General features: G+C 66.6%; 10 protein-coding genes. 8 read left to right on the top strand and 2 right to left on the bottom strand.

Annotated elements, in window-relative coordinates:
* The 7 genes from ACIPIA_RS04000 to ACIPIA_RS03970 form a co-directional block, all read left to right on the top strand.
* A partial coding sequence (locus ACIPIA_RS04000; protein WP_400506900.1) for a DUF899 domain-containing protein occupies positions 1-650 on the top strand: 650 nt, incomplete at its 5' end.
* A gap of 210 nt (positions 651-860) precedes the next feature.
* Positions 861-1898: an ABC transporter ATP-binding protein gene (locus ACIPIA_RS03995; RefSeq protein WP_400506899.1), complete on the top strand. Its 1038-nt coding sequence runs from the start codon at positions 861-863 to the stop codon at positions 1896-1898.
* A 54-nt stretch (positions 1899-1952) separates the two neighbouring features.
* Positions 1953-3242, top strand: a complete 1290-nt coding sequence (locus ACIPIA_RS03990) for an ABC transporter substrate-binding protein (protein ID WP_400506897.1) — start codon at positions 1953-1955, stop codon at positions 3240-3242.
* A 19-nt stretch (positions 3243-3261) separates the two neighbouring features.
* A complete protein-coding gene (locus ACIPIA_RS03985; RefSeq protein ID WP_400506895.1) occupies positions 3262-4140 on the top strand; it encodes a carbohydrate ABC transporter permease in 879 nt (292 codons plus the stop codon).
* Complete coding sequence (locus ACIPIA_RS03980; RefSeq protein ID WP_400506893.1) at positions 4137-5000, top strand: carbohydrate ABC transporter permease; 864 nt, start codon at positions 4137-4139, stop codon at positions 4998-5000. The genes ACIPIA_RS03985 and ACIPIA_RS03980 overlap by 4 nt, the downstream gene beginning before the upstream one ends.
* A 10-nt stretch (positions 5001-5010) precedes the next feature.
* Positions 5011-5853: an endonuclease/exonuclease/phosphatase family protein gene (locus tag ACIPIA_RS03975; RefSeq protein ID WP_400506891.1), complete on the top strand. Its 843-nt coding sequence runs from the start codon at positions 5011-5013 to the stop codon at positions 5851-5853.
* Complete coding sequence (locus ACIPIA_RS03970; protein WP_400506889.1) at positions 5850-6674, top strand: inositol monophosphatase family protein; 825 nt, start codon at positions 5850-5852, stop codon at positions 6672-6674. Before ACIPIA_RS03975 ends, ACIPIA_RS03970 begins: the two co-directional genes overlap by 4 nt.
* Positions 6675-6692: 18 nt before the next feature.
* Here the strand turns inward: ACIPIA_RS03970 and ACIPIA_RS03965 are convergent, their stop codons facing one another.
* On the bottom strand, positions 6693-9272 hold the full coding sequence (locus ACIPIA_RS03965; protein ID WP_400506887.1) for a DNA translocase FtsK: 2580 nt from the start codon (positions 9270-9272) through the stop codon (positions 6693-6695).
* A 189-nt stretch (positions 9273-9461) separates the two neighbouring features.
* Here ACIPIA_RS03965 and ACIPIA_RS03960 point away from each other — a divergent pair, with 189 nt between their 5' ends.
* Complete coding sequence (locus ACIPIA_RS03960) at positions 9462-9788, top strand: antibiotic biosynthesis monooxygenase family protein (protein WP_400506885.1); 327 nt, start codon at positions 9462-9464, stop codon at positions 9786-9788.
* Positions 9789-9868: 80 nt separating this feature from the next.
* Here the strand turns inward: ACIPIA_RS03960 and ACIPIA_RS03955 are convergent.
* The coding region (locus ACIPIA_RS03955) for an ammonium transporter (protein ID WP_400506883.1) at positions 9869-10984 on the bottom strand (1116 nt) is incomplete at its 5' end.

Raw genomic sequence — 10984 nt, 5'->3', positions numbered from 1 at the left:
GCATCGACCGGGACTATCGCTTCGAGACCGAGGACGGCGAGGCATCGCTGGCCGATCTCTTCCGGGGCCGCTCGCAGCTACTCGTCTATCATTTCATGTTCGGTCCGGATTATGCGGCGGGCTGCCCGTCCTGTTCCGCGATCGCGGACGGCTTCAACGGCAGCACCGCCCATCTCGCCCATCATGACGTGATGCTGTGGGCGGTGTCGCGGGCGCCGCTCGCCAAGCTCATCGCCTTCCGCGAACGGATGGGCTGGAGCTTCCCCTGGGCCTCGTCGAGCGACAGCGCGTTCAACTTCGACTTCAACGTCTCCTTCACCGAGGAACAGGAACGGACCACGGGTGTCGACTACAACTTCCAGCACCAGCCGAAATTCGAATGGCGCTCCGGCGGCAATGCGGTCGAGCGCGGCTTCGCGGCGATGGCGGGAACCGATGTCCCGACCTATCACCGCGAACGCCCCGGCATGAGCGCCTTCATTCGGGAGAACGGCGCGATCTACCACACCTACTCCACGTATTCGCGCGGCGTGGACGGCATCTGGGGCATGTATGCCTGGCTCGACCGGGCTCCGAAGGGCCGCAACGAGGCCGCCGGCCCATGGTGGCGGCACCATGATCGCTACGAGGCCGTGCGGGGCTCTTCCTGATAGACCCGGGCGTCCCGGCGGGGCTATCCACCGGGAGCCGACGCGGCTCCCGGTGCATTCTCTCCGAAACAGGTGTTAAATCGACCTCGTCCGGCGCGACGCGGCCCTTGTGCGCGAAGGATTTTTCGCCTCATGGTCGCTGGCTTCTTGCCGGGATAGCGGGATACTGCGCCGGCTCACCACGACGATGACAGGCTGGCCGGGTTCCGCATGGTATCGGTAGAACTCAAGACGGTGACCAAGAACTGGGGTGGCACGGCTGCGGTCGACGCCATCAGCTTCAACGTCGAAGGGGGCAACCTGGTCGCTTTGCTCGGCCCCTCCGGCTGCGGCAAGTCGACCACGTTGAGGCTGATCGCCGGGCTCGAAGACACGAGCAGCGGCAGCATCGCGATCGGCGGACGCGACGTCACCCATGCCTCGCCCTCGCAGCGCGGCATCGCCATGGTCTTCCAGAACTATGCGCTGTTCCCGCATCTGAGCGTGGCCGAGAACATCCTGTTCGGGCTCAAGGTCCGCAAGGTCTCGCGCGCCGAGCGCGACGAGCGCCTCGCCCGCGCCGCCTCGATCCTGGGCTTGTCGGCATTGCTGGAGCGCAAGCCCTCACAGCTCTCGGGCGGGCAGCAGCAGCGCGTGGCGCTCGGCCGCGCCATCGTCGCCGAGGCGCCGGTCTGCCTGATGGACGAGCCGCTCTCCAATCTCGACGCCCAGCTTCGCGTCGAGATGCGCCGCGAAATCCGCGAATTGCAGCAGCGGCTGGGCATGACCATGGTCTATGTCACGCACGATCAGGTCGAGGCGATGACGATGGCCGACCAGGTCGTGCTGATGCGCAACGGGCGGATCGAGCAGGATGCCCCGCCCGACATGCTCTACGAGAACCCGGCAACGATCTTCGCGGCCCGCTTCGTCGGCACGCCGCCAATGAACGTGCTGCCACTCGCGACCGTGCAGGGGCGCGGCGGAGCGATCGCCGCTCCCGCCGGCATCGAGCCCGCAAGCCTGGCCGTCGGTATCCGTCCGGAGATGGTCGAGATCACCGATAGCGGCGTGGCGGCCAATGTCGTCGCAGTCGAGTATCTCGGCTCCGACACGCTGCTCGAAACCCGCATCGACGGCCATTCCTTCATCGTCAAGCGGCCCGGCAAAGTGCGGGTCACAGCCGGCGAACAGATCTACATCACGATGTCACAATCGGCGCTGCACTGGTTCGATCTGGCGTCGGAACGGAAGGTGGTTCGGGTCTGAACCGGCCGCGCGAGTCGGACGCTCGAACCATCCCAGCAAGGGAGAGAGGACATTATGGACAGGCGTGAATTCCTTGGCGGCACCGCCGCTCTCGCGGGCGCGACCGCCCTGCCCGGCATCGCCCGGGCACAGAGCACCGAGCTCTCGTTCTTCTACCCGGTCGCCGTCGGCGGGCCGATCACCAAGCTGATCGATGCCTACGCCGCCGATTTCGAGAAGGAGAATCCGTCGATCAAGCTGAAGCCGATCTATGCCGGCTCCTATCAGGAGACGATCGTGAAGGCGCTGACCGCGCACAAGAGCGGCACGCCGCCGGTCACCTCCGTGCTGCTCTCGACCGACATGTTCACGCTGATCGACGAAGAGGCGATCGTGCCCTTCGACAACTTCGTGAAGACCGAGGACGACAAGAAGTGGCTCGCCGGCTTCTATCCCGGCTTCATGGAAAACAGCCAGACGGGTGGCAAGACCTGGGGCATCCCGTTCCAGCGCTCGACGATCGTGCTCTACTGGAACAAGGAGCTGTTCAAGGAAGCCGGGCTCGACCCCGAGAAGCCGCCGCAGAACTGGGCCGAGCATCTCGAATTCGCCCAGAAGCTGACCAAGCGCGATGCCGCCGGCAACGTCACGCAGTGGGGCACGCAGATCCCGTCCTCGGGCTTCCCCTACTGGCTGTTCCAGGCGCTGACCACCGAGGCCGACGCCATGCTGATGAACCAGGCCGGCGACACGACCTATTACGACAAGCCCGCCGTGGTCGAAGCCTTGCAGTACTGGATCGACCTCGCCCAGAAGCACAAGGTGCATCCGCCCGGCATCGTCGAATGGGGCACCACGCCGCGCGACTTCTTCGAGAAGAAGGTCGCGATGATGTGGACCACCACGGGCAATCTCACCAACGTCCGGAGCAACGCGAAATTCCCGTTCGGCGTCGCCATGCTGCCGTCTCACAAGCGCCGGGGCTCGCCCACCGGCGGCGGCAACTTCTACATCTCCAAGAAGGCGAGCCCGGCCCAGCAACAGGCCGCGTTCCAATTCATCAAGTGGATCACCCGGCCGGAGCGTGCGGCGCAATGGTCGATCGATACCGGCTATGTCGCGGTCAGCAAGGCCGCCTACGAGACCGAGGCGATGAAGAAATACGTCGTCGAGTTCCCGCCGGCCGCCGTTGCACGCGACCAGCTCGAATTCGCGGTCGCTGAGCTTTCGACGCATGAGAACCAGCGCGTCACCAAGGCCCTGAATGACGGTCTGCAGGCCGCGCTGACAGGCACCAAGACCGCGCAGAAGGCCATGGAGGACGCGCAGGCCGAGGCCGAACGCATCCTCAAGGCCTATCGCTGAGCCGGACGCTGGCCTACCGATGACGAACCGCGCGACCGCGACCATCCATGGCTGGCTGCTCCTGCTGCCGGCCATGGCGTGCCTGGTCCTCTTCACGCACTGGCCGGCGGTCGCGAGCTTCATCGAGAGCTTCCACTCGACCCCGAAGGCGCGCCGCCCGGCGCGCTTTGTCGGGCTAGAGAACTACCAGCAGATGCTGGCCGACCCGATCTTCTGGAAGGCGCTGAGCAACAATTTCTGGTTCGCGCTCGGCACCATCCCGACCTCGATCGCGCTGGCGCTGCTGATGGCGGTCTGGGTCAACGACAGGATCGCGGGACGCACGCTCGTCCGCATGGCCTTCTTCACGCCGACGATCCTGCCGATGATCGCGGTCGCCAATATCTGGCTGTTCTTCTACACGCCGCAATACGGGCTGCTCGAGCAGATTGCCGGGCTGTTCGGCGCCCGCTCGACCAATTGGCTGGGCTCGCAGGATACCGCGCTCTACGCCATCACCATCGTCGCGATCTGGAAGGAGGCCGGTTTCTTCATGATCTTCTACCTCGCGGCGCTGCAGGCGATCCCGCCGAGCCTCGGCGAGGCGGCGGCGATCGAGGGGGCCTCGCGCTGGACCTTCTTCCGGCGCATCCAGTTCCCGCTCCTGATGCCGACGACGCTGTTCGTGCTGATCAATGCCGTGATCAACGCGTTCCGCATGGTCGACCATATCTTCGTCATGACACGCGGCGGCCCCGACAACGCGACGACGCTGCTGCTGTTCTACATCTACCAGATCGGCTTCAGCTTCTGGGATACGGCCTATGCCGCGACTCTGACCTGCGTGCTGCTGGCGCTGCTCGCGCTGGTCGCCTTCGTCCAGTACGGCTGGCTCGAACGCAGGACGCACTATCAATGAGCGCCCCGACGCAACCTGCCCCCGCCGCGACGCGCACGGACCCCTACGCGCCGAAGGGCCTGTCGCTCACACTGGAATCGACGGGCGCGATCCTGCTCGCGCTCATCTGGGTGCTTCCGTTGGCCTATGCGGTCTGGGCGGCGTTCCACCCGGCCGAGCACACCACGCGCTTCGTGCTGACCGCGCCTCTGACGCTGGACAACTTCACCCGGGCCTGGGCGGCGGCGCCCTTCGCCCGCTATTTCCTCAACACCTTCATCCTCGTCACCATGATCCTCGCCTTCCAGCTCGTGCTGGGCACGCTGGCGGCCTATGCGCTGGCGCGGCAGGACTTCTGGGGCCGCGATGTCGCCTTCGTGCTGATCCTGGCGCAGCTGATGATCATGCCTGACGCGCTGATCGTCGAGAACTACCGCACCCTCGCCAGGGTCGACCTGATCGACACCATCCCCGCGATCGCCCTGCCCTATATCGCGTCGGCCTTCGGCATCTTCCTGCTGCGGCAGACGTTCAAAACCGTGCCGAAGGAACTGGACGACGCCGCGCGCGTCGAAGGCGCGAGCCCGCTGCAGGTGCTGATGCGGGTGTATGTCCCGCTCGCGAAGCCGACCTACATCGCCTATGGGCTCGTCTCGGTCAGCTATCACTGGAACAACTTCCTCTGGCCGCTGCTCGTCACCAACTCGGTCGAGGCGCGCCCGCTGACGGTCGGCCTCCAGGTCTTCTCCTCCGCCGACCAGGGCATCGACTGGGCGGTGATCTGCGCGGCGACGCTGATGACCTCGGCACCGCTGCTCGTCGGCTTCCTGCTGTTCCAGCGCCAGTTCGTGCAGAGCTTCATGCGCGCAGGCATCAAGTAGCGGCTCCCCGATGAAACTGATCACCTGGAACATCCAGTGGGCGCGCGGCATCGACGACAGGGTCAATCCCCGCCGCATTGTCGAGCATGCCCGGCAGATGGCGGATTTCGACGTCCTCTGCCTGCAGGAGGTCGCGGCCAATTTTCCCGATCTCGATGGCAATGACCGGACCGATCAGTTCGCGCTGTTCAGCGAGCTCCTGCCCGGCTTCACCGCGATCGAAGCCATCGGCGTCGATGTCCCGGATGCCGAAGGCGGGCGCAAGCGCTTCGGCAACCTGCTGCTCTCGCGCCTGCCGGTGGCGCAGGCCCTGCGCCACACCCTGCCCTGGGAGGCGGCGGCGACGCGCAACATGCCGCGCGTGCTGGTCGAGGCCATGGTCGAGACGCCGTTCGGTCCGATCCGGGTGATGACGACGCATCTGGAATATTCCTCCCCGGTCCTGCGCTTCGCCCAGGTCGAGGGGATCCGGCAGGTCCACCGCATGGCGGCCGCACGGCAGGCGGCGCCGCGCCTGCCCGGCCCGCACACCTATGCGCCGACTCCGAACGCGGCGAGCGCGATCCTGACCGGCGACTTCAACATGCGGCCGGACGATGCCGGGCTGGCTCAGCTACTCGCTCCGTTCGAAGGCGACGTGCCGCCGCTGGTCGATCTCTGGCCGGAGCTGAAGGGTGCGGAGACGCATCCGCCCTCCGCCTTCATCTGCGACCAGACCTACGGCCCTCCGGGATGCCTTGATTATGTCCTGGCGACGCCGGACCTAGCCGAGCGGGCGCGCGCCATCACCTACGACATCGAGACGCGGGCTTCTGACCACCAGCCGATCCTGGTCGAGTTCGACCTCGGATGATCTTCACACGTCAGGATCACGACAGGCTCGACGCCATCCTGCGCGAGGCAGCGAGATGCGAGGTGATGCCGCGGTTTCGACGCCTCGCCGACAGCGATATCCGCGCCAAGCAGAACCCGGTCGACGTCGTTACGGAGGCCGACGAGGCGGCCGAGCGCTTCATCTGCGCCGAACTGGCCAAGGCGTTTCCGGCCGCTGCACTGATCGGCGAAGAAGCGGTAACGAACAACCCTGCGCTGCTTGATCGACTGGCCGATGCCGAACTCGCCTTCGTCATCGACCCGATCGACGGCACGCTCAACTATGCCAGCGACCTCTCGCTCTTCGCCGTGATGGCGGCCGTCATCGTGAGAGGCGAAATCGTGGCAGCCGTGATCCATGATCCGACGGCTCAGGACAGCGCCATGGCCCTGCGCGGCGAAGGCGCATGGATGGGCTCGGCGGATGGCGCGAGCCGCGATCTGCGCGTCGCACCGGCCGTCGCGACACGGGACATGAACGGCATGGCGAGCTGGCAGTACTTCCCCGAGCCGCTGCGCAGCACGCTTCCCGGCCGCTTCCCTGCCTTCCTCGAGGTCGGCTCGCTGCGCTGCTGCGGCCAGGAATATCGTCTGGCCGCGGCGGGACGCCTGCAATTCCTGCTCTACGGTGTTCTCAATCCCTGGGACCATGCGCCGGGCGTGCTGCTCTACACCGAGGCCGGCGGCCATGCGCGGCTGCTCGACGGCCGGCCCTATTCGCCGGCCGGGCGCCCGGCCGGACTGCTCTGCGCGCCCGATGCGGCGAGCTGGCAGAACATCAGGTCGATCCTGCTGGATTGAACGACAAGCTGCCGCCGCTCAGTCCTCCTCCTCGCGCGGCCGGGGACCGTCGACGAGGATTTCGCGTTTTCCGGCGTGGTTTGCGGGTCCGACGATGCCCTCGTTCTCCATGCGCTCCATGATCGAGGCGGCGCGGTTGTAGCCGATCTGGAGGCGGCGCTGGATGTAGGAGGTCGAGGCCTTCTTGTCGCGCAGGACGACGGCGACGGCCTGCTCGTAGGGGTCGTCGCTCTCGACCGAACCCATGCCGGTCTTGTCGAAGACGGCGCCGTCCTCGCCCTCTTCGCCCTCTTCCTCCTCGGAGGTGACGGCGTCGAGATATTGCGGCCGGCCCTGCGTCTTGAGATGAGCCACGACCTTCTCGACCTCGGCATCGCTGACGAAGGGGCCGTGGACGCGGGTGATGCGCCCGCCGCCGGCCATGTAGAGCATGTCGCCCTGGCCGAGCAGCTGCTCGGCGCCCATCTCGCCGAGGATGGTGCGGCTATCGATCTTGCTGGTCACCTGGAAGGAGATGCGGGTCGGGAAATTCGCCTTGATCGTGCCGGTGATGACGTCGACCGAGGGGCGCTGGGTGGCGAGCACGACATGGATGCCGGCGGCGCGCGCCATCTGGGCGAGGCGCTGGATCGTGCCCTCGATCTCCTTGCCGGCGACCATCATCAGGTCGGCCATCTCGTCGACGATGACGACGATATAGGGCAGAGGCTCGAGGTCCATGACCTCCTCCTCGTAGACAGCCTCGCCGGAATGCTTGTCGAAGCCGGTCTGGACCGTGCGCGTGATGATCTCGCCGGCGGCCTTGGCCTCGCCGACCCTGGCATTGAAGCCGTCGATGTTGCGCACCGAGAGCTTCGACATCTTCTTGTAGCGCTCCTCCATCTCGCGGACCGCCCATTTCAGGGCGACGACCGCCTTCTTGGGATCGGTGACGACGGGGGTGAGCAGGTGCGGGATGCCGTCATAGACGGAGAGTTCCAGCATCTTCGGATCGACCATGATCAGGCGGCACTCCTCCGGCTTCAGCCGGTAGAGGATCGACAGGATCATGGTGTTGATCGCGACGGACTTGCCCGAGCCGGTGGTGCCGGCCACGAGAAGATGGGGCATGCGGGCCAGATCCGCGATCACCGGCTCGCCGCCGATGGTCTTGCCGAGGCACAGCGCCAGCTTGTGCTTGGTCGCCTCGAAGTCCTGGCTGGCGAGGAGCTCGCGCAGGAACACCGTCTCGCGCTTGCTGTTGGGCAGTTCGATGCCGATCGCGTTCTTGCCCTGCACCACCGCGACGCGCGCCGACACCGCGCTCATCGAACGCGCGATGTCATCCGCGAGAGAGATCACGCGGGACGACTTCGTGCCCGGCGCGGGCTCCAGCTCGTACAACGTCACGACCGGGCCGGGGCGAACCTGCGTGATCTCGCCGCGCACGCCGAAATCCTCGAGCACGCCTTCGAGCAAGGTCGCGTTCTGTTCGAGCGCATCGGTCGAAACCGCATTTGCCGCGACCTTCTTCGGCTCGGCAAGATAGGTCAGCGGCGGCAGCTCGAAGCCTTCCCGGTCGAGCAACGAGGGTTGTGCCTCGCGCTGCATGCGCTTGCCGGGCTTGGGCGCGGAGCGTGGCATGGTTACGCGCGGAGCGTTCAGGTCGCGCAGGTCCTGCGGCTCGTCGTCGAGATCGAAGGGCGCGTCGGTATCGTCCGGAACCCGCCCCTTCGCTAAGACAGGACGCGCCCCCGGAAGCGGCTCGGGATCGAATTCCGGCGGGCTGCGGCGGCCCGCGGGAGCTCCGTCGAACTGCGGCTCGCGCCGGACCCGACCGTTGGCGTCAGGCGGGAGGAGCCCGGTATCGACGGCGGGCTGCGGCGGCTGCGGCAGGCGGCGCAGGATGGCGGAGCGCAGCGCCATGGCGCCATGGGCGAGCCAGCCGATCAGGATGACGGTGATGCCAGGCTCGTCGTCACGACGCTCCTCGCCGTCGGACCAGCTGTCCTCGGCGTCCTCGGCGTCAAGCGCCGGGTCCTCGTCGGTGACGAAGCCGAAGCCGGCCGCGGCCGTCACGGCCAGGATGGCAATGCCTGCATAGAGGAAGCCGACCAGGCTGCCGACGGCGCTGCCTGCGATGCCGGCGATGTTGCGTGTGCCGAACAGAAGTCCGTCGCCGATGACGCCGCCCATGCCGGTCGGCAGCGGCCAGCGCGGCGTTGCGGGAAGGGCGCTGGCGACGGCCGCGGTTGCCCCGATGCCGACCACCCAGAGCCCGAGCTTGAGCGCACCGCGATCGAAGAGATGAAAGCGCATCAGGCGCAAGGCCCAGATCATCGGCGGGAACAGCAGGGCAATGACCCCGAGGCCGATGAGCTGCATCAGGAGATCGGCGGCCATGGCGCCAGGGCGCCCGAGCCAGTTGCGCACGGCGCCGCTTGTGGCGTTGTTGAGACTGGGGTCGTCGACCGACCAGCTCGCCAGCGCGATCGCTATGGCGATCATCAGCGCCAGGAGCCCGAGCCCCGTCAGCTCCGAGGCGCGGCGCGACAGGAACTCCCGCACCGGATCGGGCAGGCGGTCCATGAGCGATTGGGAGCGGCGAATGGTGCGCATGCGGCTTTGGGTCGTGTCCGGACTGTCAGGGCCGCATCATTCCGGCCATCAGCGAGAGGTTAGGAAGGCGAGGTTAAGACCCGCTTAACCTTGAACCCGGCGCACGCGCTCCTGCCGCCGGTTGTCGGGAGGATCGGGAACCTCGACGGGGACTCGCGTTTTCGTTCGCGATCAGATCGGGAGGCAACGATGACGGCATCGAAGACGGCGCGTATCGCCAGAATCTGGCGTGGGCGGACGACATCCGCCAGGGCGGACGAATATGCCGCGTATCTTCGCAGCGAGGGAGTGATGCCGCTGCTGGAGAAGGCGCTGGGCGCGCAGATGTTCCGGGAGGATCGCGAGACCGAAAGCGAGTTCGTCACGATCTCCTACTGGGAGAGCATCGAGGCGATGTCGCGTTTCGCCGGGGCCGACCCGCGCCGAATCCATCACCTGCCGCGCGATGCCGAATTCCTGATCGAGCTGCCTGCCGGCGTGCAGGTGCTGGAGATCGTGGTGCACGAGCCCGGCTGAGCGGCGCAAGGCCCCTGTCGACGAAAAGGACCCCGGCGAGTGATCGCTGGGGTCCTGGATTCACGTGAAACGCCGCGGGATCACATATTGTAGGCGCGTTCGCCATGCTCGGCGATGTCGAGACCCTCGCGCTCCTGGTCGGAGGTGACGCGCAGGCCGACGATCACGTCGACGATCTTGTAGAGGATCGCCGAGCCGACGCCGCTGAACACCAGCGTGAACAGCACCGCCTTGATCTGCGCCATCACGGCAGGGCCGAACTCATAGGCGCCCACAGCGAGCTCGCCGGGCTTGCTCGCGTAGTCCGGGATGCCGCCGCCGCCGAGAGCCGTGTTGACCAGGATGCCGGTTGCGATCGCGCCGATGATGCCGCCGACGCAGTGGATGCCGAAGACGTCCAGCGAGTCGTCGTAGCCCAGCGCGTTCTTCACCGTCGTGCAGAAGACGAAGCAGATGACACCGGCGACGAGGCCAAGAACGATCGAGCCCATCGGTCCGGCGAAGCCGGCGGCCGGAGTGACGGCGACGAGGCCGGCGACGGCGCCCGAAACCATGCCGAGCATCGAAGGCTTGCCCTTGACCGCCCATTCGATGAACAGCCAGCCGAGCGCGGCGGCAGCCGTGGCGACGAAGGTGTTCATCATGGCAAGCGCCGCGGTGCCATTCGCCTCGAGGTTCGAGCCGGCATTGAAGCCGAACCAGCCGACCCAGAGCAGCGCGGCGCCGATCAGGGTCATGGTCAGGGAGTGCGGCGCCATCAGCTCCTTGCCGAAGCCGATGCGCTTGCCGATCAGCATGCAGCCGACGAGGCCGGCGATGCCCGCGTTGATGTGAACCACCGTGCCGCCGGCGAAGTCGAGCGCACCCCACTTGAAGAGCATGCCGGCATCGGCATTGACCGCGTCGAGCGCGGCCTGTGCCGCAACCTTGCCGTCCGCGCCGGCCTCGGCGAGCGCCTTGGCGGCGTTGCCGACCGCATCAGGCCCGCCCCAGTACCAGACCATGTGGGCCATCGGGAAATAGATGAAGGTGACCCAGAGCACGGTGAACAGCAGCAGCGCCGAGAACTTCATGCGCTCGGCGAAGGCGCCGACGATCAGCGCCGGCGTGATGCAGGCGAAGGTCATCTGGAAGCAGACATAGATCAGCTCGGGAATGTAGACCCCGTTCGAGAAGGTCCCGGCCACGGTCGTCGC

The organism is Allobosea sp. CER48, from assembly GCF_044752385.1.
GTDB lineage: Bacteria > Pseudomonadota > Alphaproteobacteria > Rhizobiales > Beijerinckiaceae > Allobosea.
The sequence above is the reverse complement of the archived record's forward strand: the minus strand, read 5'-3'. Positions and strand labels throughout refer to the sequence as shown.

Excerpts from the sequence above, each read along its gene's own strand:
- ACIPIA_RS03995 (WP_400506899.1), top strand. The coding sequence starts at position 861 with ATGGTATCGGTAGAACTCAAGACGGTGACCAAGAACTGGGGTGGCACG.
- ACIPIA_RS03990 (WP_400506897.1), top strand. The coding sequence starts at position 1,953 with ATGGACAGGCGTGAATTCCTTGGCGGCACCGCCGCTCTCGCGGGCGCG.
- ACIPIA_RS03985 (WP_400506895.1), top strand. The coding sequence starts at position 3,262 with ATGACGAACCGCGCGACCGCGACCATCCATGGCTGGCTGCTCCTGCTG.
- ACIPIA_RS03980 (WP_400506893.1), top strand. The coding sequence starts at position 4,137 with ATGAGCGCCCCGACGCAACCTGCCCCCGCCGCGACGCGCACGGACCCC.
- ACIPIA_RS03975 (WP_400506891.1), top strand. The coding sequence starts at position 5,011 with ATGAAACTGATCACCTGGAACATCCAGTGGGCGCGCGGCATCGACGAC.
- ACIPIA_RS03970 (WP_400506889.1), top strand. The coding sequence starts at position 5,850 with ATGATCTTCACACGTCAGGATCACGACAGGCTCGACGCCATCCTGCGC.
- ACIPIA_RS03965 (WP_400506887.1), bottom strand. The coding sequence starts at position 9,272 with ATGCGCACCATTCGCCGCTCCCAATCGCTCATGGACCGCCTGCCCGAT.
- ACIPIA_RS03960 (WP_400506885.1), top strand. The coding sequence starts at position 9,462 with ATGACGGCATCGAAGACGGCGCGTATCGCCAGAATCTGGCGTGGGCGG.